Annotated in this window: 20 protein-coding genes; 3 read left to right on the top strand and 17 right to left on the bottom strand. The window is 41.9% G+C overall.

The window, feature by feature from the left end:
* Nucleotide 1: 1 nt before the first annotated feature.
* The 9 genes from I3257_RS09235 to fmt form a co-directional block, all read right to left on the bottom strand.
* The gene (locus I3257_RS09235) at nt 2-499 is read right to left on the bottom strand and encodes a hypothetical protein (protein ID WP_238049531.1); all 498 of its coding nucleotides are present in this window, start codon (nt 497-499) and stop codon (nt 2-4) included.
* A 117-nt stretch (nt 500-616) separates the two neighbouring features.
* Nucleotides 617-1,564 (bottom strand): fatty acid desaturase, encoded by a 948-nt coding sequence (locus I3257_RS09230; RefSeq protein ID WP_238049529.1) that lies wholly within the window; start codon nt 1,562-1,564, stop codon nt 617-619.
* A gap of 157 nt (nt 1,565-1,721) precedes the next feature.
* Complete coding sequence (locus tag I3257_RS09225) at nt 1,722-2,240, bottom strand: MarR family transcriptional regulator (protein ID WP_045447558.1); 519 nt, start codon at nt 2,238-2,240, stop codon at nt 1,722-1,724.
* A 122-nt stretch (nt 2,241-2,362) separates the two neighbouring features.
* Nucleotides 2,363-2,992, bottom strand: a complete 630-nt coding sequence (locus I3257_RS09220; RefSeq protein WP_238049528.1) for an L-threonylcarbamoyladenylate synthase — start codon at nt 2,990-2,992, stop codon at nt 2,363-2,365.
* Between the two features lie 172 nt (nt 2,993-3,164).
* A complete protein-coding gene (gene dprA, locus I3257_RS09215; RefSeq protein ID WP_238049526.1) occupies nt 3,165-4,436 on the bottom strand; it encodes a DNA-processing protein DprA in 1,272 nt (423 codons plus the stop codon).
* Between the two features lie 76 nt (nt 4,437-4,512).
* A complete protein-coding gene (locus I3257_RS09210) occupies nt 4,513-5,610 on the bottom strand; it encodes a LysM peptidoglycan-binding domain-containing protein (protein ID WP_227690087.1) in 1,098 nt (365 codons plus the stop codon).
* 372 nt (nt 5,611-5,982) lie between these two features.
* Nucleotides 5,983-7,404 carry a threonine synthase gene (gene thrC / locus I3257_RS09205; RefSeq protein ID WP_238049525.1) on the bottom strand — a complete coding sequence of 474 codons (1,422 nt, stop codon included), beginning with the start codon at nt 7,402-7,404 and terminating at the stop codon, nt 5,983-5,985.
* Between the two features lie 41 nt (nt 7,405-7,445).
* Entirely contained in the window at nt 7,446-9,014 is a 1,569-nt protein-coding gene (locus I3257_RS09200) for a transcription antitermination factor NusB (RefSeq protein WP_238049524.1), read from the bottom strand.
* A gap of 119 nt (nt 9,015-9,133) precedes the next feature.
* The gene (gene fmt / locus I3257_RS09195; RefSeq protein ID WP_238049523.1) at nt 9,134-10,219 is read right to left on the bottom strand and encodes a methionyl-tRNA formyltransferase; all 1,086 of its coding nucleotides are present in this window, start codon (nt 10,217-10,219) and stop codon (nt 9,134-9,136) included.
* Between the two features lie 316 nt (nt 10,220-10,535).
* On the opposite strand from fmt, the gene I3257_RS09190 reads away from it, so the two are divergent.
* A complete protein-coding gene (locus I3257_RS09190) occupies nt 10,536-13,367 on the top strand; it encodes a response regulator (protein ID WP_238049522.1) in 2,832 nt (943 codons plus the stop codon).
* Between the two features lie 66 nt (nt 13,368-13,433).
* Here I3257_RS09190 and I3257_RS09185 read toward each other — a convergent pair whose 3' ends face one another.
* The 8 genes from I3257_RS09185 to rpmH form a co-directional block, all read right to left on the bottom strand.
* Nucleotides 13,434-14,108 (bottom strand): riboflavin synthase, encoded by a 675-nt coding sequence (locus I3257_RS09185; RefSeq protein WP_060492108.1) that lies wholly within the window; start codon nt 14,106-14,108, stop codon nt 13,434-13,436.
* A gap of 421 nt (nt 14,109-14,529) precedes the next feature.
* On the bottom strand, nt 14,530-15,585 hold the full coding sequence (gene ribD / locus I3257_RS09180; protein ID WP_238049521.1) for a bifunctional diaminohydroxyphosphoribosylaminopyrimidine deaminase/5-amino-6-(5-phosphoribosylamino)uracil reductase RibD: 1,056 nt from the start codon (nt 15,583-15,585) through the stop codon (nt 14,530-14,532).
* Between the two features lie 37 nt (nt 15,586-15,622).
* A complete protein-coding gene (nrdR, locus tag I3257_RS09175; RefSeq protein ID WP_045442876.1) occupies nt 15,623-16,099 on the bottom strand; it encodes a transcriptional regulator NrdR in 477 nt (158 codons plus the stop codon).
* Between the two features lie 122 nt (nt 16,100-16,221).
* Complete coding sequence (gene mnmE, locus I3257_RS09170) at nt 16,222-17,667, bottom strand: tRNA uridine-5-carboxymethylaminomethyl(34) synthesis GTPase MnmE (protein ID WP_238049554.1); 1,446 nt, start codon at nt 17,665-17,667, stop codon at nt 16,222-16,224.
* Nucleotides 17,668-17,874: 207 nt separating this feature from the next.
* The gene (gene yidC, locus I3257_RS09165; protein ID WP_055125623.1) at nt 17,875-19,572 is read right to left on the bottom strand and encodes a membrane protein insertase YidC; all 1,698 of its coding nucleotides are present in this window, start codon (nt 19,570-19,572) and stop codon (nt 17,875-17,877) included.
* Nucleotides 19,573-19,783: 211 nt separating this feature from the next.
* Nucleotides 19,784-20,161: a membrane protein insertion efficiency factor YidD gene (yidD, locus tag I3257_RS09160; RefSeq protein WP_238049520.1), complete on the bottom strand. Its 378-nt coding sequence runs from the start codon at nt 20,159-20,161 to the stop codon at nt 19,784-19,786.
* Between the two features lies 1 nt (nt 20,162).
* Nucleotides 20,163-20,534, bottom strand: coding sequence for a ribonuclease P protein component (gene rnpA, locus I3257_RS09155; protein ID WP_109592276.1), 372 nt, complete (start codon nt 20,532-20,534; stop codon nt 20,163-20,165).
* Between the two features lie 200 nt (nt 20,535-20,734).
* Nucleotides 20,735-20,869 (bottom strand): 50S ribosomal protein L34, encoded by a 135-nt coding sequence (rpmH, locus tag I3257_RS09150; RefSeq protein WP_007394757.1) that lies wholly within the window; start codon nt 20,867-20,869, stop codon nt 20,735-20,737.
* Between the two features lie 624 nt (nt 20,870-21,493).
* On the opposite strand from rpmH, the gene dnaA reads away from it, so the two are divergent.
* Both dnaA and dnaN read left to right on the top strand, forming a co-directional pair.
* Complete coding sequence (gene dnaA / locus I3257_RS09145) at nt 21,494-22,939, top strand: chromosomal replication initiator protein DnaA (RefSeq protein WP_109592278.1); 1,446 nt, start codon at nt 21,494-21,496, stop codon at nt 22,937-22,939.
* A 161-nt stretch (nt 22,940-23,100) separates the two neighbouring features.
* Nucleotides 23,101-24,131: DNA polymerase III subunit beta (gene dnaN, locus I3257_RS09140; protein WP_238049519.1), on the top strand; the 1,031-nt coding region annotated here is incomplete at its 3' end.

Below are 24,131 nucleotides of genomic sequence, written 5' to 3'. Positions count from 1 at the left end.
CTTATCGTTTAGTAAAACTTAATCCGTTATAGTTATCGTCTACTTTTTTAGTACTAATATCAAAATGACTTTTACGTACTTTTGGTAAAGCAATGCGGCTGGCGATAGCTGAGTTGATAGCGCCAAATAGTCCTATTCCAATCATAAAGGCCAGTAGCACGCCAACCTCTATCCATGAGTTGATGCCTAAATATAGGATGATTGCACCCATATAACCTGCTGACGTTATAAACCCCACTAAAAATGTCGTGCGTAGACTCTTATGATCACCGCGCCATATCTTCTTATAAGCGACGATAACACCCGTTAATAAAGCGGGAATAAAACCAAGCAGACCAACATATAGCAATGGCTGATAACCAATCTGCGCAAAGTCCGCATTCCTAAAAATGAATAACAAACCTAGCTCTGCAATCACTCCACCAACTAAGCTACCAAACCCTGCAAACAAAATAATCACTGATAAGTAAGGGTAAGCACTTAAAGTATTATTTTTCATGATATTTATCCTATTAACATTCGTCGTTAATTCAGTATAAATATGGCGTTGCCAAAGCCAATGAAATTCCTGTGGATAATTGGTGGATAAGTATCTTGATTTTGTTTTGCCTACTGATTAAGCAAAACGCTTACGAATAGGACAGTCACTACCATTACTATTTTGAGATTTATTCTTTAATTGGTTCCAACGATGATTAATAAAATCTATGACGTTAACCATACTTGGCAATACATGTGCTTTGGTCAGATGTGGCGCTGCTGCATCTAAACGCTTGGCAAGCGCCGGTAAATGATTGGATGGCACAGCAGGAAAGAGATGATGCTCTACGTGATAAAGCAAATTAAAGGTCAGCAAGTTGACCACTGGATTGCGCTCAGTTCGGGCGATTGTTTCATCACAATCATGGTGTACGCCCCACACCGCAATGATGCCTACACTGGCATTAGCCAACATCATCGTCACTATGTGATACATCAATACTTGCGCTAACATGGTCAGAGTAGGAATAGTAAAGGCGGTCAATATAAGGGCAACTATGATGACTAAACCAATCAAAGCAAACTCTAGCCACGCCAATTTTTGATTGCGACGGCTACTTAGGCGCAATCCTTGACGATAAATATCGAGTCGATAAGTTATTCCGCCGAGCAGCGCTTGCCACCATGAGTCTTTTGCTAGACTGCCTTCAATATCACTATCGCCCAATGGGTCACGATGATGCGCCATGTGGGTAGCTCGAATGCTGTGCAAACTGGTCATTAATAGTACGCTGAGCAATAATAATATGGCGGTGGTCGTACGTTTTCCTGTACCCAAACTATGATGATAGCCATCGTGCGCTTGGCGAAAAGCGGCAGCAAAGAATAAATAAGAAGCCCCGCATGCTAAGACATACCAAGAGTGGCTGGCGAACCACCAAGACAACAATAAAAACGGATAAGGCAAAATAACGTTGTAAGCGATTTGAGCGCGCGTTAACCGGCGCAAGTCTTGCCACTCGACTGCAGCAATAGCCTTTTTAATGGCTTGCTCTTTATTAGCGTGTGTCTGATTGACTGTCATTTTACACATCCATTTGTTATTACTATTTTTTGTTACTGCTATTTTTATAGAAACTTATCTCACTTAAACTTAGCTGGCTTTTATACTTATTACATATATTTCTGTCAAAACAGAAATTACATTGCAAATTTTTTATTTTAAATTGCACAGCTAACTATTAACGTAAGACCTTTTTAATACTAGCGCCCAGTTTTAGGACTTTTTTGAGGATGCTTGTGGGCAGTTTAAGCATCTCAGATGACCATGTGGTTAGGGTACTAACGAATTCTTGGGTATCACGAATACGTGACTTTACCTCATTATTTTCATGTTCAAATTCAGGACTGTCCATCAATTCTTGTAAGAACTGTACTGTTGGCTCAAGCTCACGCTTTTGTCGTTCAACCACGATGATGCGTGCCAGCTCCCAAACGTCAGTATTGGTCGTGAAGTGATCGCGACGATCGCCTAATATGGAAACCTTTTGTACTAAGCCCCAATGCTGCAACTCTTTAATACTGTTTGAGACGTTAGAGCGAGCAACACCAAGTGTTTCGGTGATTTCTTCAGCATTTAATGGCTTACCAATGATGAATAACAGCGCATGAATCTGTGACATGGTGCGATTAACACCCCACTGCGAGCCCATTTCACCCCAATGTAAAATAAATTTTTCGGTCACAGGATTCAGTTTCATGATTAATATGCACTCTACTTTATAAGTTTTGGTTATTTATTGACTTATCTTGCGCTATTCTTTTATTTCTGTCAATAGTGAAATCAATAGATGACACTCATCACTTGTTTGACTGTCATGCGCTAACGAATCACTAAACCCGTGGTTGCGTCACGAATTTGGCTCGGTAAAGTATAGCCTAGAGTGTCAGCCTGCAAGTAGCTGATTTGCTCGCCAAAATATCCATAAGCATCAGTGAAAGTCATAGCAGGCGGTTGCCCTGATGGATTACAGCTTGTGGAAACCAATAGTCCAAATGGGTTTTGAACGTCGACCAGTTGTTGGGACAATTGACGAATCATAGGATGCGCAATAACTCTAACCGCCACTGTTTGATGCTGCCCTGTGATCCAACGAGGGATAATCTTTTCAAGTGTCTGAGGGATAGGCAGTAGCCATGTATGGGCTTGCTTACCTTGTAGCTCTATACTGTCAGTATCTGCCTGCCAACTCTTGATGATTTGTTGGCGCAGACCTTCTTCTAAAGGCTCTAGTAACGGCTTTAAACGCTCAGCGCTGTCAGTAATGACGATCATACCTTTGGCTTGTGGACGCTGTTTAATGGATAAAATACGTTGAACGGCTGCTTCGTCATAAGCGTCACAACCGATACCCCAAACGCTTTCGGTGGGATAAGCAAGTAGCTGTCCTTCTTTAAGCCATTTGGCAGCTTGAGTGACAGAATCAGTAATAAAAGATGTGGATTTTTCCATGGCTTAAAGGCTTCAAAAAGGTAGAAATTTAAGCACTCATCATAACATAAGACTAAGAAAAATTAGGGCAGCGAAGTTTAAAGCGACCTTATTAGCAGCTACCTAGATTGTACTGTCGTCAATCACTTGGCAGTAGATAAGTAAAAAGCCTAAAGCGATAGAAAGTACGATTTTAGACGCGCAAATACCGTCCACCTTGCACACTAATGATGCCTAATAATTCAAGCTCCATTAACTGTCCAATCAACTGCGGTGTGGCAAGTTTGGTAGCGATAATCAGCGCATCTAAATCCTGCCCGTGCCAATCAAGCTGCTCATACACAAGCATCAAATGCTCTGGTACGACGATAGGGCTAGGAGCAGATTTGATATTAGAGGGTATTGGATGGTTAGACATTACAGCGATGTTTTTATCTTTATTTGTATGTTTAGTAGCTTTGCTATGATTCGTTTGAGAGCCATTAGATTCGGTAATATCTATACCAATATCCACAGTATCTTCTGATTTATGAGAATAACTTTCATAACCCAACTGAGCATTGACGTCTTCTAGCACTTGCTGTGGATGATAAATTAAGGTCGCGCCTTCACGTATCAAATGATGACAGCCTTCAGCATTGCTATTATCAATATGACTTGGAATGGCAAAAACTTGCTTACCCTGTTCCGAGGTTAAACGCGCGGTAATCAGCGAACCACTCTGAATGGTCGCCTCCGTCACAATTGTGGCGAGGCTCAATCCAGCGACTAAACGATTACGCCGTGGAAACGTATGCTTATGTGGCATTGTATGCGGCAACAGCTCACTAATAATACAGCCGCCTTGCTCAATTATTTGGGCAAACAATTTATCATGATGATTGGGATAATTGACCTCAATACCCGTACCCATTACCCCAATCGTTCGACCTTGATATTCAGCGTCTGCCTGTGCTAAAGCGCCTAGATGTGCTCGTTTATCGACACCCATGGCAAGACCGCTGGTGATGATATAACCAGCTTGCGCCAAATATTGTGCGATATCAAAGGTGATTTTTTGGGCATGGGCAGTGGGTTTTCGGCTACCGACGATCGCAATTTGCGCTTGACGCAAACGTGCTTTATTACCTCGGTAAAATAATAAAGGCGGTGGGTCATAGATTTGCGAGAGCTGTGCAGGATAATCGGGCTGGTCGGCGAATAGCAGACCATAGCGCTCTTCGATGAGCGCTTGCTGAATCTTATCGATACTGGCTTGCGTATGCTCTGGCTGTTCATGACGGGCAAGATGGCTATGATGAATACCCAATTGCCGCCAAGCATCTACTTTGGCGTACCAAGCAAGCTCTGCTGTGCCAAAAGAAGTAATGAGCTTATGATAAGCAGATAATGATGCATTCACCTCAGTCCACAGCGCCAGTACTGCGCGCTGCTCATCTGATAAAGAAGAAGTAACTGCCATCATAATCATCTAGCTCATATAGGCTAAGTTAGTATATCCCGTCCAAAAATAAGCATGTTCTCACTTATAGCGTACTCATTTATAGATATGGCGGTGGTAACAGCTGGTCGCCGACATTTAATGGTAGCTCTGAATCAAGCACATAAGCATAGCTAATATTATCGAAAGTATTGAATACCATGACCATACCGCTTGGCTCATTTGGTAAGCGTACTGGCGTGTCATTGTCTTTGGTATCGCGGATCAAAGCCCCTTTTTGATAGACAGTCAATACATCACCAGGCTTAGCACCATGGGTACTACCTAAGTTGATAGCAACGACACTACCCTTCGCCGCTGAGCTGATTGAGTCCATGACTCGGACAATCATGCCACCACGACTGACAATTGCAGGGGCTGGATAAAACACAGGTGGAATAGAGTTATTCAACTCAACGAATACGCGATCACCTTCACGTACTTCTTTGTCGTAACTGTCGGTGAGCTGCAAACTGCTGACGCCGTTGGTTTCTGTCGAAGTAACCAAACCCGTCGCAACTTGCGTGACCTCTAAACCGATAACTTCTTGGGTTTTTGGCTCAACATATAGTTCTCCTTCACGGTAGATACCATAACGCTGACCGACGATCAGTGGCACACCTTTGGCATACACTTTATCGCCACTGGCGGTAATTAAGTTGCCTTTTTTAGAGGCCAATATATAAGGCGTGGTATTAAAATCTTGTGGATTAACGATGACTGTCTTATCTAACCAGTGTTGAATAGCAGACCACGGAAGTGGTGGAATACTGTTGGCTGTTGAAGTGACTGAGACTGTGCTAGATACCACGTTACCCGTTAACTGCTTTTCAACTCCAGCACAACCTTCGCCAGTATCAACACCAATTAAGGTCTTACCTTGAATCACGCATAAGATAAGGATGTCGTTAGGATAAATAAGATTGGGGTTTTTGATTTGCTTATTGGTTGCCCAGATCTCTTTCCAGCGCCACGGACTGTCTAAATAACGTCCTGATATATCCCACAACGTATCGCCTTTTTTGACGATATAGCGATTGGGCGCATCCGCTTTGATGGCTGGTGGTGGATTGTTAGCGTGGGCAGCACTCATTAGCATTGCACTACTAAATGTCGTGATTAACAGTGCTTTTGCTATCGTTTTTAAGCTCATCTTCATTGTTATATCCACAATATGTACCGCTGTTGTCGCCACAATTAGTACCGTTTAGATCTATTACTTAACCTTAATCTTTGACTGTCATTAAAATAGTGACAAGCAATGAGGGTCGTAAAGGGACTTAACCGTACGATTATCATGACGCTTATAGGGCAGCTGTTCAGTGTAATTGGCTGGTATGATTACTAAAAAAGCGTCTAGCAAAATGATGAGTCGCCGACGCTGTTTCTAATATTACAATTATATCTACCATAACACAATCATAAACACTTTATTACAATGGCGTAACTTTTATATGAATATTATTTCTATAGTTCGTCATTGAAATTTATAGAATTCCTCATGAAAACAGGCATTAAAATCCACTCTGATTTATGCTGGATTTGGTATCACATGCTGACGAATTTGCTCAGCGACTAGCTCAGCGTTGTTATCAAGCACCACCACATGCTGCGGTAACGCTTCTAAGCCTTCGGTATGGGCGGGGCGTGCGATTTCTATCGGTCCAATAGCTTCGATGATCGTATCGGCAAATTTCACTGGCAGTGCGGTTTCGGCACAAACAATCACCTCGCCTTTGCGCTGTAATTCTTTGGCAACCTTGATACCATCAGCCGTATGCGGATCGACCAACTCTCCATGCTGCTCATAAAGCGTTTTGATAGTGTCCAGACGGTCAGCATGGGTCGATTTACCCGCGGCAAAACCATATTGCGTATTGACCGCTTCCATCAAATCAGACAAATCAAAACCTTGACCAGATTTCACCCCTTCAAACAACTCATGAACGCGTGCGCTGTCTTTATTCAATAGCAAATAAACAAAACGCTCAAAGTTAGAAGCTTTAGAGATATCCATTGAAGGACTTGAAGTGATATAAGTTTTGGCAGTCGGACGCGGCTGATAAGCACCTTGATTAAAGAAGTCGTTTAACACATCATTTTCATTGGTCGCGACGATTAAACGCTCAACTGGTAAGCCCATTTCGCGTGCAATATGACCAGCACAAATATTACCAAAGTTACCTGATGGTACGCTAAAGCTAACCTTTTCATCATTACTTGAAGTCACGGCAAAGTAGGCTTTAAAGTAATAAACGATTTGCGCTAGGATACGACCCCAATTGATAGAGTTGACCGTACCTAAGTTATAAGCCGCTTTAAACTCAGCATCTTGTTGCAGCGCTTTGACAATATCTTGGCAATCATCAAACATACCGTCGATGGCGATATTGTGGATATTTTTATCAGTCAGGCTATACATTTGCGCGCGCTGGAATTCGCTCATTTTGCCGTGCGGTGACAGCATAAATACTTCGATATTTTCTTTACCGCGTAGGGCATATTCTGCTGCACTACCTGTGTCGCCACTGGTCGCACCAATGATGGTGATACGGGCGTCTTTTCTTTTAAGCACATATTCAAAAGCATTGCCCAAAAACTGCATGGCAACATCTTTAAATGCCAAGGTCGGACCGTTTGATAAGCCTAAAATGTATAAATTATTGTCAAGTTTGCGAACAGGAACAATCTCAGCAGAGCCGAATACATCAGCGGTATAAGTGCGCTCTATAATATCCTGCAAATCAGCGGTAGGAATATCGGTCGCAAAGCGCTGCATAATCGCCATCGCCAGCTCTGGATAACTGAGCGCACGCCATTCAGTCAGTGTCGCACTATCAATATTCGGATAATGCTCAGGCAACATCAAACCACCGTCTGGTGCAAGACCCATTAATAACACATCACTAAAATCCATCGGCGCTGTCTGACCACGGGTACTGATATATTTCATTAGATTGTCCTGTCTACAATGAGATTATTAGTTAAAACGGTTTATTCAGCAGTTTTTTGCAATAAGGCATAATAAAAACCATCGCCGCTCTCGCTATCAATTGGCAAGCACTGACGACCAATCGCCTGTTCAATACCCCAATTACAATCGTCGCTAAATTCAATGGCTACTACATTGTTATAGTGAGTCATAAAATCCTGCATCTGCTCGACGTTTTCTTGCTTTAGGATAGAGCAAGTGACGTATAAGAGGTAACCACCAACTTTAAGTTGTGGCCATAGATTATGCAAGATATCGGCTTGTAGCAATGCCGTTTGCTCAACGTCTTCTTCAGTACGCAAGATACTGATATCAGGATGACGACGGATTACGCCTGTCGCTGTACAAGGTGAGTCTAGTAATATAGCGTCAAATACGAGCTTACTCTTTTTCTTACCCGCCCCTTGCCATGTGGTCGCATCAGCACAGACAATATTGAGTTCGATATTTTTCTCAGCTTGCTGCAAGTCGTGCTGACTTAGGTTTAAGCGCTGTAAATTAGTATGAATACGCTCGATACGTGGCGCTTCATTATCTATCGCAGTAATCTTAACTTTCGAAATCACAGGCGACGTTTCAGCATCGTCTTGTTTCACGTGAAACAACGAAGACTCATTTGAGCTGATTAATTCTAACCAATGAGCAAGCTTACCACCCGGCGCTGCACAAGCATCTAAAATGCGGATCTCGTTGTTATTGGTGTCTATATCGCCGTCTGCATCATCGTTTTCAACACTAAGCTTATTGAGTAGAGCGTTATGAATAAGCGGCGCGGCAAGCTGGGCATGCATATCTTGTACACTAGCAGCTCCTTCAGCGAATTGAGGTAAGGCATTGACTGCAGTGCTTTGATGTAATCTTAACCCTTTGGTTAATATGCTATTAGATGCGGCTGCATCCGATGAGCTGGGTAAATTAAAACCACTCGTTAGCTCAACCAAATCTGCTTCAACTTCAAATTCCACCAAGGCTTGCTGATAATCCTCTACCGAGGTAACCGCTGTATTCACGCGCAAAAACATTGGCGCAGGTTGACGTAACCCTTGCATCAGATCGTCATACTGCTCACTCCAATCTTGCTTAAGCTGATAGGCAAGCCAATTCGGTAAGCTGTGTTTTTTATCACATTTCTTACGGAACTTACTTGGGTTCTTAGCGACTTTACGCAAAATAGCATTAATTAAGCCCGTCGCGTGCGCAAATTCGATTTCTTTTGCTGCTTCAACCGTTTCATGAATCGCCGCATGGTCAGCCACTTGCAAATAAAGCAGCTGGGTTAAACCTACTTGAATCGTCGTACGTACTTCTTTTTCATCAATAGAGTTATCAGCCAGACTATCGAGTAGACGCTCAAGGGCGTACCATTGGCGCAACGTGGTTAGCAATAGCGCATGGGCAAAACCTTTATCACCGTCATGCAAACTGTTTAATAGCGGATCAAGGACGCTCGCTAGCGACTGACCATTTTGAATAGCCAGTAAAGTGCGAATCACGCGGACGCGGACGCTACCATTCATGATAAGGTTGCTTGACGGTTTGAGCTTATTGTTTCTTGGCGCAGTGCTTCTCATTAAATTGAATTTCCTTGACGCCTAATAGTTAGCGTCTGATAAAAGTTAGATTGTTTGATATTAAATGACGAATATAAAAATAAATAAGGTTAAGCGGTATTAAACTGATTTAGGAGCAATTATTTTGAGTCTGCTGTGAACTGATCACCATCATTCAATTGGTTACCATGGCAGATTTGCTCGGCTGTCATTGGTTTACCACCAGCAAACTGTAATTGGGTGATAGCTAAAGTGCTGGCTTGCGATTTTTCGAGACCATTATCAATATTACTGTCATGACCACAAGCTACCAATATCGCTTTGCGCCCGACACTGATGACTGTACCAGCAGGCTGATTGGTTTGCTGTGATGCATTCACAGGTAGGCTGGCTAAAATCTTGACACGCTGCCCTGCCAAAAAAGTATAAGCACCTGGCCATGGCGTCAAACCGCGAATTTGTCGTTCGATAATAGTCGCTGATTGTGTCCAGTCGATTTCGCCTTCGGTTTTGACCAGTTTTTCAGCGTAATTGGCTTGACTGTCATCTTGTGCCACAGCCTGTGCTTGATAATGTGGCAAGTCCTTTAGCACGGTAATAATAGCCGTCGCACCAAGCTCAGCCATTTTATCATGGAGGCTAGCAGCCGTATCATCAGCCTCAATAGGAGCGCTGATTTTGTAGATCATATCACCTGTATCTAAGCCCTTATCCATCTGCATAATGGTAATACCAGTCTCTCTATCACCCGCCAATAACGCGCGGTGAATAGGCGCTGCACCACGCCAGCGTGGTAATAAGGACGCATGAATATTGAGGCAACCATAAGTCGGTGTGGTCAATACACCAATCGGCAATATCAAGCCATAAGCCGCGACAATCATCACATCTGGCTGATAACTACGCAGAGTCTCACGTGCGATCAACCCTTCACTACTAGATTTTTTAAAGGTGAGAGGCTGCTCGACGGCAATATCATGAGCCAATGCGACTTGCTTTACTGCAGAGGCCGATAATTTTTGACCCCGTCCTGCCTTGCGATCAGGTTGCGTATACACAGCGACAATGTCTATATTCAACGCTTCTTGCTGGCGGATAAGCGCCTCAAGACTAACGGCGGCAAACTCAGGAGTGCCAGCAAACGCAACTCTTAAGCGCTTACTAGATGAGCAATCTTTCGTCGTAGATGGCATGGATAAATCGGAGGCAGAAGCAATTGTAGTCATAAACAGGCATTATATAGGGTTGATTGACTCATTATAGGTGAGTTTGCGATGTTGTGCCATGGTTGTAATAACGGTAATCGAGCGTTACCAATGATACGGTTTGTCTTTATAATAGAAAGCAAGCAGGGCGCTCTTATTGATGAGTTTATTTACAAAACAATGCGTGATTGAGCGATATTCCACTGCCATTCACCATTTTTTTCTAGATAATAGCTGTACAACCGTAAAAGACAAAACGGCTTGAATAAACCAGCTACTGTGCCAAACTGATGACTTACTCACTATGTTTCTTGTGTCGATATAGGACCACGCTTTCATGCAACAGTTTCAGTCCTTACAACGCTTACTCATATTTTATGCACTGACCTTGCTGGTCATGTTGTCTATCTATTATTTTGCGCTGTTTCACGAGATAAAAAAACACAGTGAACAACATAGTATCGATACTTTCCATACATTGCAGTATGAAGTTACTGAACGTGATGATCTTCTAAATCCTGACATGAAAAGGATTTTAGAAAAACCCGTATTTGAAGACATAAGCTATCAGCTGGTTTTTATGATGCCCTCTGGGCAGACTTATATCCATCGCCATACTCAGCCCAATGAGCGTGCTTTTGCTAACGTTACGTTTCCTATCATTAGCTCATCCCCTTCTAATAACGGCAGTCATAGTGCTTACACGCTCAATAATCACAACTTAACCGGCACCATTAAACTCAAAAGTGGTCATCAGCTTTATATTATATTGCGCCATAAACCGCTTATCATTGACTGGATATCATATCGCTACTGGTTGCCATTGATGGCAGCGATCATGCTGTTTATTATCGCTTTGCTGTATATGCTCAATCGTCGCACCAATTGGGAACAGCTGCTGATTTATACGGACAATCTAAGTAGCCACGCAAAAGAAGCCTATAGTCCGCCGCCTTTTTTGCAAAAAAAATCTACGCCTGAGTTTTTGCGTTTAGGCCATGCGCTGAGCCGTGTCAGCTACCAGCTGCATAATGACTATCGCCGCATTAAAACCCTAACACATCGTCTTGAACGTTTGGTTGATCAATCCCCTTTACCGATGCTGATGATCATGCGTCATGGTCAAATCAGCTTTTTCAATAAACGCTTTGAACAAATATTCATGTCTTTACCGCAAAGCGATAGCAACTATGAACTGACGGACTTTATCGCGGGTAAAGATGAATCCACGCAACGATTGCTGCAAACGTTATCCAACCTACGCGTCACTCGTACCTTAACAGTCTATGGGTTAGAAAATGAACAGACTTACCAATTGCACGTTACGCCATGGTTTGGTGAACATGGTCAGGTTCACGGCTTTACCGTACTGCTGAATAATGTTAATGAATTTGCCAGTCAAATAGGGCAATTACAGCAACAAAATCAACGACTACAACGCCAAATTAATGAATTTAATACGATTAAATCGACGATGGGTCATGATTTGCGCCTGCCATTAGAAGCAATGATTGACACGCTAGAACCGATTGATCCTGAGACCTTGACTGCTGCGCAGAATGACATTTTAATATCCTTAATTAAAAGCAGTCAGAGTATGCTAACGACGCTTAATGATGTGCTAGACATTGAGGAGATAGCGGTAAGAAAAACCCGCCTAAGCATTGAGCCTGTCGATATTTATAGACTGGGGCAACAGGTCAGTCAGTCATTTATAGAAAGGATAAGGCAGCAAGGACTTGAGCTGCTGTATTTTTTTACACCCGACAGTCCGCGTTGTATTGATACAGACCATCAGCGCCTACAGCAAATCTTGTACGACTTATTAGATAACGCGGTGAAATTTACCACTTCTGGCTATGTATCACTGACCATCGAAACAGTCAGTAATGCAGAGCTATTAGCAACAAAAAACCGAAGCTTAGTAAATATTAATAAAGACCCTACACTGATTAAAAACAATCAAATCAATAAAGACAATCCCAATCATGCCTCACACGACTGGATTCGTTTTAGCATAAAAGACAGCGGTATGGGCATCGATATAGCGAAGCAACATCAACTGTTGGTTCAGCTTAATAAAAGCAGCAATCAAAACACCCATCGAAACGTTAATTACATGCAAAAGAACACGACTGGGCAAGGCCTAGGACTAAATAACGTCAATAGTTTTGCGCGATTATTGGGTGGTTTTATTGAAATAAAAAGCACGATGACTGAAGGCAGCAGTCTGAATCTTTATCTGCCTTGCAGACGTCCAAATTATCAGCCTATTTATCATCATAGTCAGCATTTGACTCATATCCATCTAATAGCCGTGATTAAACAACCACTACGTGCCAAACATCTGCGCGATTTTTGCGCATATTTATCGATGCCAGCTACTATCTATACTTCTATAGATAAATTAGATCTACAACAATTAAACGCAAAACTGGCGCAAGACGAGCAAAGACTCGCCCCTATCTTGCTATTAGATTACGAATATTATGAAACCCTGTCTATTGCTTCCGCTAATCAGGCGATAGGGAATGATGATAGACAACAAGCATTAAATACCCTACTCGATAATCCGTCGCTACCAAAGATACTACTTAGTATGAAACCTGAGCGCCGTATTCCCTCTATATTATTAGATAAATATGAAGGATTCTTGAGCAAACCATTAGATGCGACTTTATTGCTCTCTGAATTACTGCGCTTAACCTTACCAGCGAGACAGAAGCTGGTTCAAACCATAGAGATAAAAGAAGAGAATAAGCAGCTAGCAAACGAAGCAGATAAAGCTGCCAACGAGAATGTATTGCCACTTATCTTGGTAGTAGAAGACAGTCCAACCAATCAGAAAATAACGTGCAAGATATTGAGTAAACTTGGTTATCGTAGTGTGGTCGCAGAAGATGGTCAGCAAGCGTTAGATATGCTACAACAACAGCGTCAAGATATCTCACTCATTTTGATGGACTGTCGCATGCCTGTCATGGATGGGCTACAGGCTACCCAAGCGATTCGTGCGCAAGGCGATAAAATTGCGATTGTGGCGCTGACTGCAAACAACACCAAAGAAGATCGCGACGCTTGTATAGAAGTAGGAATGGATGAATTTTTAGCCAAACCGATCAATAAAAAAGAATTAGAGTCGGTTTTACAGAGCTTCATAAAATCATGACAATCTGTAAAACCTATTTTTTAGGTTTAAACCATTACTTCATAAATCAGCTAATTCATGAACCAATTATTTCATAAAACCATTATCTGCTAAAAATGCTTCTGTAATTTGGCTTTGCGGACTTGGCGTATTCATACCACTGGTTTGCGACTTATTTAACAAACGTTCTAAATAGCGCGCGACGATATCCACTTCGATATTGACTTTATTTCCAACCAGCCAATGCTTAGCGATATTGGTCACTTGTGCGGTATGTGGAATGATATTTAAAGAGACAATATTGTCTCTTACAAGGTTGGTCGTCAGACTAATACCATCAACCGTGATGGAGCCTTTAGTCGCTGTATAGTGCGCCAGCTCTTGTGGTATCTCGATTTCGATATAGATAGAGCGCGCATCTTGTTGCAGCTTACTGACCACGCCGACGCCATCGACGTGACCCGCGACGATATGACCCCCAAAACGCGTGGTTGGTAGCATCGCTTTCTCTAAATTCACCGTGTGACCAGCTTTTAAAGTTTCTAATGCGGTACGAGCGATAGTTTCACGTGAGACATCGACCGAGTAATGATTACTCCCTAGGTCTACGACGGTTAAGCAGATACCATTGGAGGCAATAGAATCTCCTAGCTTCACATCACTAAAGTCCAAACCATCAGATTCTATCGTCAAACGTATATCACCGCCCGTAGGCTGCATGGACTTAACCTTTCCAACACTCTCTATAATTCCAGTAAACATATCGACCTCATTTCATTATGATGTTGTCTTTATAGACAATATATCTTGATCTATTAATATTGTGGCAGCATTTGTCTAAGCCAGTTTTTTTAGTGCAACTTGAGCTTAATTAAGTCTATGATGGGATAGATTGTGGATAAGTCCTCATAAATCAACTCATAACGTATTAAAACACGCATTTCCGTCAAGTTATCCACAGAAAACAAGATGTTGACTAAACTCAAGAAAGATTAGTAATAAGACCTAAGTTGCTGATTACATTAGATTAATATGAAATTTTTTATAAAAGACCTATTTTTCTGTTCCACATGAAACAAAGTTATACACAGTTTCATGTGGAACCTTGCACAACACTGGCTGTTTATCCAAATTGAGCAATTATTTAGCACAAACTGTGGATAAGCTGTTTATAAATAACCAGTTATAGCGGTAATAAAGTCAGTTTAAGGTCAGGAGTTAATATTTCATGACTGTAAATATCAAAACGCAACTGCTGAGCTAGAGACAATGGGTTAAAATCGACCATCGGTCTGGCTTGCGCGCCCAACAAACAAGGCGCCTGATAAACAATCAACTCATCTACCAATTGTTGGCTTAAGAAACTACCAGCAACACTAGCCCCTGCCTCTACCAACACGTCATAACACTGATGATCACTGACTAATTTTTTTAGTAATTCAATCAAGTTATCTTCGCGCCAATAAATCGTATCCGGTCGACGGCATAATTGATAGTCAGACTCTAAGCTGTGTTCTAAGCGCTGACGTCTATCGAGTACGACAACTTTAGGAGTAGGAACTTGTTCAGGTGGCACAGCTAATTGGTTAGAACGTACATTAAGCTGTGGATTATCCGCGATAACCGTCTCACTACCAGTAATAATCGCGCCACTTTGAGCACGTAGCTTCTGCACATCTTCGCGGGCAGCCGCTGAGGTAATCCATTTCGACTCCCCAGATGCCATTGCGGTACGACCGTCAAGGCTGGTGGCAATTTTCAGCCGTACATAAGGCATCTGGGTGCGCATTGCCTTTAAAAATCCACGATTTAAAGCTTCTGCTTGCTCAGTTAATATACCGACTGTCACTTGAATCCCAGCCTGCTCTAACAGTTTTACACCGCGTCCTGCCACTTGCGGATTGGGATCAAGCCCTGCGATCACGACACGTTGCACACCAGCATTAATAAGACCCAAAGCACAAGGTGGCGTACGCCCCGTATGACTGCAAGGCTCTAAAGTCACATAGGCGGTTGCACCTAAAGCCCTCGCACCCGCTTCTTTTAGTGCAAACACTTCTGCATGAGGCTGACCAGCTTTCGGATGAAACCCTTGACCGACGATCGCTTCTGCTTGCACGATGACACAGCCTACCGCTGGATTAGGTCTGGTGGTATATAAACCCTGTTTGGCTTGTTCGATCGCAAGCATCATAAAGTAGCGGTCTTGCGCATTCTGAGTATGGTTTGAGAGCGTCATAAAGAGATACACTTAATAAAAAAGTAGAGGGTAAAAACTATTTAACGTTATCGTCAGCTTTTTCATTTGGGCGAATATTGGCAATCTCTTGATGGAAAGCATCAATATCTTGAAAGTCGCGGTAAACACTAGCAAAGCGCACATAAGCAACATCATCTAACGTTTTAAGCTCACTCATGATGATCTCACCCAACACCTTGCTACTGATTTCGCGCTCACCCATCTGTCTAACACGCTTCTCAATACGGCTGATCATCGCCTCTTGTTCATCAATCGTGATAGGGCGCTTTTGTAGAGGTAATAAGATAGAACGACGCAGTTTTTCGTTATCATAAGGCTCAATTTTACCGCTTGACTTGATGATTCTAGGCATGACTACTTCTACCATCTCAAAAGTAGTGAAACGCTCTTGGCAGCTATTGCATGAGCGGCGACGACGGACTTGCGCACCTTCTGCCGCTAGACGCGAATCAATAACTTTAGTCTCTGACGCGTTACAATACGGGCAATGCATAGCGTTTCCTTATTTCAATATTAAGCGCAAGAGTCACAGTCATTATTTATAGGACCAAATGATAAGACCGAAATTTCTGAGAATTAACGAGCTGCATCAGGTAATTCAAAAAAACCGGCTGATTATTTTCCAATACAGAAACTACCAAAGATTTTGCCCAACAAGTCATCCGCACTAAACGCTCCCGTAATCTCACCCAAACTGTTCTGAGCTTGGCGTAAGCTTTCAGCGACTAACTCTCCTGCTTGAAAGACCGTTAACTGCTCATGCGCCTCTGCTAAAGAGTCGGCTGTGCGTCTAAGTGCATCTATATGACGTGTGCGAGCAATTAGGCTATTTTCTGGTGGATGAAAACCGACCTTAGCACACAAGGCTTCGACCAGATTATCGATACCAGCACCTGTTTCACATGAAACATTAACTTGTTCATAACCACGTTCTTTTATTGCGATTTGCGAGACAGAGGGTATTTGACTGCTACTATCATCTAGTAAGTCACTTAACAAATCACTCTTATTAGCAATAATCAATAAGCGTTTGGCCTCTGGTAACTCACCAAATAATTGTTCTGCAAGCTGTAGCGGCGTACTTTCTTCTTCAAGATCACGAGTCACATCGTAGACCATCATTAGCATATCAGCCTGTGTAATGGCGGTACGTGCTCGTTCAATCCCAATACGTTCTACCGTGTCTTCAGTCTCGCGCAGACCTGCCGTATCGGTCAAATGCAGCGTCAAACCATTGAGCACGACGGTTTCTTGTAGCGTATCGCGCGTTGTTCCAGCAACGTCAGTAACGATAGCACGTTCTTGCCCTGCCAGACGATTCAGCAAGCTTGATTTACCCGCATTTGGTCTACCTGCTAGGACCACATGAATACCATCACGTAAGAGCTTACCCTGCTTGGCGGTCGCCAATACTTGCTGTATCTTGTCTTGCGTTTGCTCAAGTTTATTTTGTATAACACCGTCTGATAAAAAATCCACGTCTTCTTCGTCAGGGAAATCAATCGCCGCTTCAACATGCAAACGAAGATGAATAAGCTGCTCTAATAGTTGATTAATCTTCTTTGAAAACTCACCACTTAGCGAGCGAATGGCACTGCTAGCAGCAGCGGCACTGGTCGCATCAATAGCATCAGCAATAGCCTCTGCTTGTACCAAATCCAATTTATCATTATCAAAAGCACGATAAGAGAATTCCCCAGCACCCGCTTGTTTTGCGCCCAGCTCAAATACCCTTGCTAACAGTTGGTTTTGTAGAATCATGCCGCCATGCCCTTGCAGCTCAATCACATCTTCTCCTGTGAACGAATGCGGGCCTTTAAAGTACAGCACTAACCCTTCATCAATGACTGTACCATCAGCCTGATAAAAACGACAAAAACTGGCCATACGTGGCGTAAAAGCAGACTTACCCGTTAGTGTACAGGCAATATCATAAGCACGCGCACCCGACAGACGTACAACACCAACGCCACCTCTTCCAAGCGGTGTGGCAATAGCCGCAATCGTGGCCAAACCAGATGCTTTAGGTGGTTCAGGTGCTTTAGGTACGTTTGACGCCATCTCTAGGGAATCCACAATTACTCTCAATAGCTAAAAACTCCATTATAGACGGCTGGACACAGACTGACAAAGCAAACTTTAAATAGCCATGCTTTGCGCTTATTTTATTTCAAATCAGTGAGCGATAATAGAAATGTCACGCATAAAAAAACCACCGCCGTAGCGATGGTCTTTTATCAATTGATGAGCTACTTAGTCCAATACTTTTTAGTCCAATACTTTAACAGTACGACGCTTTTGCTCTTCTTCGACTTTTTTATTGACAATATATTGCTGAGTCATACTGAACAAGTTGTTGACTGTCCAGTATAGTACGAGACCCGCTGGGAAAAACAGCATGAAAGCAGTAAAAATGATTGGTAAGAACTTCATCACTTTCGCTTGCATCGGATCAGCTGGCTGCGGGTTTAGCTGCTGCTGTACAAACATCGAGGCACCCATCAGCAATGGTAAAATAAACCAAGGATCCATCGCCGATAAATCTTGAATCCATAAAATCCAAGGTGCATGACGCAGCTCAACACTCTCAACCAACACCCAATATAGCGCTAAGAAGATAGGCATTTGCATCAAAATAGGCAAACAACCTGCCATTGGATTGACTTTTTCTTCTTTATAAATAGCCATCATTTCTTGCGACATCTTCATTCGATCGTCGCCATGCTCTTCTTTAAGTGCGGCCAATCTTGGCGCAATCGCACGCATCTTCGCCATCGAATAGTAGCTCTTATTCGAGAACCACATCAGAGCAATTTTAACTAAAATCGTCAATACAATGATTGACCAACCCCAGTTACCGATGACTTTATGAATACCGTCCAAGATGGCAAATAAAATTTTCGATATTGGCCATAACAACCCATAATCGACTGTTTTATTAAGGCCTACTGCCACATCTTTTAGCTCAGATTGTACTTTAGGACCAGCGTATAAGGTGGCATCTAATGTCACTTGTTTATTTGGCGCGACATTGACAGGTTGACTGTTGAAACCGATGAAGTAATCATCGCCTGTTTCACGGCTAAAGAAAGTAGCGGTAAAGTTTTCAGGTATCCATGCTGATACAAAATAATGCTGTACAACACCAACCCAACCTTTATCACTACTAACAGCTAGCTCACCATCATTAAAGTCTTTAAATTTGAGCTTATTATATGGATCATCAGGGGTACCCCAAGCGCCGCCTAAATAAGTCGCCATACTAAGCGCACCTTTATCAGACATACCTGGATCTTTACTGTCATCACGTTTCAACTGGGCAAATAGCTGACCTTGCCACGGTTGTGTAGAAGCATTTTGTATTTGATAGCTAATATCAATCGGATATTTATTTTCAGTAAAGGTAAATGTCTTAGTAACGGTCACGCCATCTTTTTTATAAGTCAGCGGTACTGACAGCGTCTGTTGCCCTGCTTCCATGACGTAATTATTAGCAGTATGGCTGTATTTGGCACGACCTTCTGCAGTATCAATACCATTAGGACCAATAAGACCAGACTGAGCCACATACACGCGATTACTATTATTCTCTAGCAATACGAAAGGCTTATCGCTATCGAGTGTTGCGTCATACTGCTTAAGAGCAGCATAAACAATATCGCCGCCTTCTGGGTTGATCTTTATATCATAGCGATCGGTAGTGACCGTGATTAATCCCGTGTCTTTAGCAGGCGTTGCCGTCACAGCATCATTAGCGACTGTATTATTATCAACAGGCAACGTCTGTACCGGAATATCACCTGCGGCACCAGTTGTCGAAGGGATGTCAGCACCTACTGAAGTAGTGGTTTCTGACACCGCATCTACAGCTGGCGCATCGGCATAATCATCTCGCCATGCCAAAATCAGCAGATAAGCGGTGATTAACATCGCAATGATGATCATCACCCGAAATATCTTTTGCATAAACCTTTCCTAGATTAAAAAATTAGGGAATGAAAAATTAGGGCATGTGTCATGACCGTACAATTATCATCATATGTGACAACAGTATTGCCAGTCATTTACATAAAATGTGCATCATTTTACTAAAAATCTGCCTTAAATGATACCAAGAGTGTGGATAACTTGTGGGTAACTAAATAGATATCCACAACTTCTCAGTCGATGACGAACGCTATGTTAGTTTCATCATATGGTTTAAGCGAGACACATAGCCTTTATTATCTCTAAAAACATATAAACCTTGAACTTTGACACTAGTAGCTAGTGCGTTAAAAGGTACATATTGATAATGATAAGAGGATAACGGTAGCGGCACAAAATCAATGCCGTGTCCACCCAAAGGATGACAACTGCTGATACGTTTTAATAATAACCAACTGCCTGCTCGGACTCCATGCCATGCCAAAGCTTGTTTACCATAATTCGAGCACGTAGGGTAATAGCGGCAACGAGCAGGTAATAGTGGACTTATTAACTTTTGATAAAAAACAATAAAATAATAAATAATTTTATAAAAAAGATTATTTAAATTAATAAATAAAAAATTCATTTTATTTTTTTTCTACTTTTTTAATAATGTTAATTATTTGATTCTTCAATTCTTTATTATCTATATCTTTTATAGATTTTTTGACAATAAAAACAATATCTTTGTTTTCTAAAGAATGAGCCTTTACACGAAAATGTTCACGTATTTGACGCTTGATTAAATTTCGCGCGACAGCCGTAGGAACTTTACGCTTGGTAATGGCCATCCCGACTCGCGGCTGACCATGATCATTGGTACGCACAAATGCCATTAGATGGCTCTGATGAAGCTTACGCTCAGGTGCATCAAAAACCTCACGGAAGGCTGCAGGCGTGAGCAAACGCTGCTCTTTGGTGAAGCGGGCATTAGCTGCCGCTGAAACAGTATTGGACATAGCACAACCTAGTATAAGAGCGAATAACGGTAGCGGAAATAATAGCGCAGAAATAACAACAAAGTACAGAGACAAAAAAAGCGCCGATGTGGGCGCTTTTAATATATGGCTAAGTGTCAGTTGTGGTGATTGACTATCGCAATCTATAAATAATAGAAACACAACAAGCACTATAAGCCATGCTTATCGCAATCTACTGATTATACAGTAAGACGATGACGTCCTTTAGCGCGGCGACGAGCTAAGACCTGACGGCCTTTTTTAGTTGCCATACGAGCACGGAAACCGTGAGTACGTTTACGCTTGATCACGCTTGGTTGGAATGTACGTTTCATAACTCACCTATCAAAATAATGGACTAAATTCGTAATAACGGAGGATTATACCACCGCATAGAATCTTGGTCAATGAACTAATTTAATCTATGTCGATGCAGACAGATATTTTGACAGAGGAAATATCATTTTAAATGATTCATCGTGTGTAAAGTTCATATTCATAACTAAAAAAATAACGACTCAGTTAATTAATTCAGTGATGGATTCCTAAAAGTTATCCACAGTTTGTGTCGAACTCTATAATAATTAACTATTAATATATATAAGTATTGTTGTTATTGGGAGCTAGATTATCTGTGGCTAAGTAAGTTTTCCTTTTTATTATCAATGTATTGTACTATGGGTAAACCTGTGGATAACCTGTGGGTTAAATATGGATAACTCACCTTTCAAAGTTATACACAAAAGTATCCACAGCCTTATCCCCAAAAAACAAGGTTTTATCCACAGGGTATTTGTGTTAGATTAGCCCCTACTTAATATGTGGCTTCGTATAGTTTATCAACGTAACTTCCAATATGGTTTCCAACGGAAATAATTGCGGAAAATATGAAGGGCTACGCAACAGATCACACTGCTAAAACACAAATATTATTTCAAATTATAGGGTTAGTATTTTTCATGATAGACACAGCAAATATTTGGGATAAATGTCTAAATGACCTACGATATAACGTCAAAGACAACGTATTTACTATGTGGTTGAGACCATTGTCAGCTCATCAAGAAGCGCAAACGCTGACTATACTTGCTCCTAATGATTATTTTGTGACTTACATCAAAAAAAACCACTTGCAAGAGATACAGCAGCTGGTTGCTAAGCACAGTCAAGGGAGTATCGAAGAGGTGGTTGTGCGTGTTGATAACGCTGGCCGCGATAACGAAGACAATCGTCAATTGCAATCAGGGTCTTTGTTTGATGAAGATAAACCCTCCCCTACCCCTGCAGACCATAAGTTTGAAACCATTCATCATAACAATGCAAAAGCAGATATTGATGCCAATATGCGTCACGCAGAATTGGTTGATTCTGCTGATGCCAAGTCGTTAAGTTATCTAAACCCTGACTTTACTTTTGAAACTTTTGTCACTGGCAAATCTAACAATCTGGCTTATAAAGCCTGTTATGAGCTTGGTAAGCGCCAATCAAAAAATCGACACAATCCTTTGTTTATATACGGACCTTCTGGTTTGGGAAAAACACATTTAATGCATTCTGTAGCACATCGCTATTTAAAAAATAATCAAAGTTTTTATTATTTCACTTCTGAAAAATTTATTAATCAATTGGTTTATTCATTAAGAAATAATAAAATAGAAGATTTCAAAAAGAAAATTAAAAAAGTGGATTTATTGATTGTAGACGATATTCATGTATTAGCAGGAAAAACCAAAAGTAGTAATGAGTTTTTGACATTATTTGCAGATTTTACCAGTGGTGATAAACAACTGATTTTGGCTTCAGATCGTCATCCTTCGCAAATGACCGAATTTGATGAACGTTTTAGATCGAGATTTTCTTGGGGTCTCACTGTAGCAGTTGATCCGCCTGAGATTGATACTCGTGTGCAAATTTTGCAAAAAAAAGCAGCTTCATATGGTATGACACTGCCTAAAGAATGCGCATTATTCATCGCTCAAAACGTGGTTTCAAATGTTAGGCGTTTAGAAGGTGCTCTAAATCAAGTCTTTGCTAATGCTAACTTGACGGGTGCACAGATTACTCTTGAAATGGTGCAATATGCGCTAAAAGACATCGTCGCGATGCGTGTGCAAGCTGTGAATATGGATAATATTCGCAAAGTGGTTGCTGAGTACTATGATGTGACTATCAAAGAGATGATGGGTCGTAAACGCACGCGTAGTATTGCTAGACCGCGTCAAATAGCGATGGCATTATCGCGTGAGTTGACTGGTGATAGCTTTCCTGAGATTGGTCAATCATTCGGTGGTCGCGATCATACAACGGTGATGCATGCTTGCGACAAAGTTAATGAGCTACGAGCAGCAGATCCTGCGTTTGATAAGGATTACAAAACACTGGCATTAATGCTGCAAGCGGGTTAGCAGGCCGCGGTATCACTATGTTTTAGTGGATTGATATGGTTTATAATATTAAAAATACGAGTAGACAGACAGCAAATGGATTATAGTCAATAGACAGGGTATGATTAAGCCATTATTGTTAAGTTTTATAATAAAAATCATTTAAATAAGAGTAACCAAGCATGCAATTATCGATTAATCGAGAGTCGTTACTAAAAGCCATTAATTTGATCGCCAAAGCTGCTGGTAAACGGCACAATATGGTTATTTTGGGCAATATCAAGCTACAGCTATCCGAATCAACGCTTATTTTGACGGCTTCTGATTTAGAAGTAGAGCTGACATCGACGTTGAAATTGCCTGCTGGTGCTTGTGTTGAAGCTGGTACCACGACTTTACCTGCGACAAAGCTGAAAGATATTTGTAAATCATTGCCTGCACAAGCTCAAATTAATTTGGCCACTCAAGAAAATGAACGCTGCTTATTAACTAGCGGCAAGAGTCGCTTCACCTTAGGCACATTACCTAGCGAAGATTATCCGAGTTTAGGTAATCCCGAAAATATCACTCCATTGCCCATCAGTCGCAATCGTCTTATCGATTTGATTCATAAAACGCAGTTTGCAATGGCGATTCAAGATGTTCGCTATTATCTCACTGGTATGTTGTTTGACGTGTCGCAACAGCAACTGACGACGGTTGCAACCGATGGGCACCGATTGGCTTTGGCGCGCAGCGTTATCGATGTCAGTGCTGATTTAAGTATGCAGGCTATTTTGCCCCGTAAAGCTGTCATTGAGCTTGAGCGCTTGGCCTCTGAGCTAGGAAAAATGCTTGGTGAGCAAGACAATCAGGTCACGTTGAGCTTCGGTCGTGAGTTTTTGCAAGTGAGCTTACCCTTTGGTGACGTTGATAGTGCAGGACAGGTCAATCAAAACCTGATGGTTACTTTCACTGCGCGTCTGATTGATGGAAAATTCCCTGATTATCGCCGAGTGATGCCAAGTAATACGGATAAATTGGCTTTATTCAATCAAGAAAAAATGACGGACGTACTGCGCCGTGTCGCGATTTTAAGTAATGAAAAATCTCGCGGTGTGGTGTTTAATTTTGCTAGCGACGGCATGGTAGAAGTGCGTGCTAATAATGCAGAGCAAGATGAAGCGGTGGAGATGATACAGGCGAAGTATCAAGGTGAGCCGATGGAGCTGTC

Source organism: Psychrobacter sp. Ps7 (assembly GCF_022129225.1).
GTDB classification, from domain to species: domain Bacteria; phylum Pseudomonadota; class Gammaproteobacteria; order Pseudomonadales; family Moraxellaceae; genus Psychrobacter; species Psychrobacter immobilis_A.
Note: the sequence above shows the minus strand (reverse complement) of the source record. Positions and strands in the feature narration are given on the sequence as shown.

What these genes read in the sequence shown, in the direction of transcription:
- I3257_RS09235 (WP_238049531.1), bottom strand. Translation starts at nt 499, where the DNA reads ATGAAAAATAATACTTTAAGTGCTTACCCTTACTTATCAGTGATTATT.
- I3257_RS09230 (WP_238049529.1), bottom strand. Translation starts at nt 1,564, where the DNA reads ATGACAGTCAATCAGACACACGCTAATAAAGAGCAAGCCATTAAAAAG.
- I3257_RS09225 (WP_045447558.1), bottom strand. Translation starts at nt 2,240, where the DNA reads ATGAAACTGAATCCTGTGACCGAAAAATTTATTTTACATTGGGGTGAA.
- I3257_RS09220 (WP_238049528.1), bottom strand. Translation starts at nt 2,992, where the DNA reads ATGGAAAAATCCACATCTTTTATTACTGATTCTGTCACTCAAGCTGCC.
- dprA (WP_238049526.1), bottom strand. Translation starts at nt 4,436, where the DNA reads ATGATGGCAGTTACTTCTTCTTTATCAGATGAGCAGCGCGCAGTACTG.
- I3257_RS09210 (WP_227690087.1), bottom strand. Translation starts at nt 5,610, where the DNA reads ATGAAGATGAGCTTAAAAACGATAGCAAAAGCACTGTTAATCACGACA.
- thrC (WP_238049525.1), bottom strand. Translation starts at nt 7,404, where the DNA reads ATGAAATATATCAGTACCCGTGGTCAGACAGCGCCGATGGATTTTAGT.
- I3257_RS09200 (WP_238049524.1), bottom strand. Translation starts at nt 9,014, where the DNA reads ATGAGAAGCACTGCGCCAAGAAACAATAAGCTCAAACCGTCAAGCAAC.
- fmt (WP_238049523.1), bottom strand. Translation starts at nt 10,219, where the DNA reads ATGACTACAATTGCTTCTGCCTCCGATTTATCCATGCCATCTACGACG.
- I3257_RS09190 (WP_238049522.1), top strand. Translation starts at nt 10,536, where the DNA reads ATGCAACAGTTTCAGTCCTTACAACGCTTACTCATATTTTATGCACTG.
- I3257_RS09185 (WP_060492108.1), bottom strand. Translation starts at nt 14,108, where the DNA reads ATGTTTACTGGAATTATAGAGAGTGTTGGAAAGGTTAAGTCCATGCAG.
- ribD (WP_238049521.1), bottom strand. Translation starts at nt 15,585, where the DNA reads ATGACGCTCTCAAACCATACTCAGAATGCGCAAGACCGCTACTTTATG.
- nrdR (WP_045442876.1), bottom strand. Translation starts at nt 16,099, where the DNA reads ATGCATTGCCCGTATTGTAACGCGTCAGAGACTAAAGTTATTGATTCG.
- mnmE (WP_238049554.1), bottom strand. Translation starts at nt 17,667, where the DNA reads ATGGCGTCAAACGTACCTAAAGCACCTGAACCACCTAAAGCATCTGGT.
- yidC (WP_055125623.1), bottom strand. Translation starts at nt 19,572, where the DNA reads ATGCAAAAGATATTTCGGGTGATGATCATCATTGCGATGTTAATCACC.
- yidD (WP_238049520.1), bottom strand. Translation starts at nt 20,161, where the DNA reads ATGAATTTTTTATTTATTAATTTAAATAATCTTTTTTATAAAATTATT.
- rnpA (WP_109592276.1), bottom strand. Translation starts at nt 20,534, where the DNA reads ATGTCCAATACTGTTTCAGCGGCAGCTAATGCCCGCTTCACCAAAGAG.
- rpmH (WP_007394757.1), bottom strand. Translation starts at nt 20,869, where the DNA reads ATGAAACGTACATTCCAACCAAGCGTGATCAAGCGTAAACGTACTCAC.
- dnaA (WP_109592278.1), top strand. Translation starts at nt 21,494, where the DNA reads ATGATAGACACAGCAAATATTTGGGATAAATGTCTAAATGACCTACGA.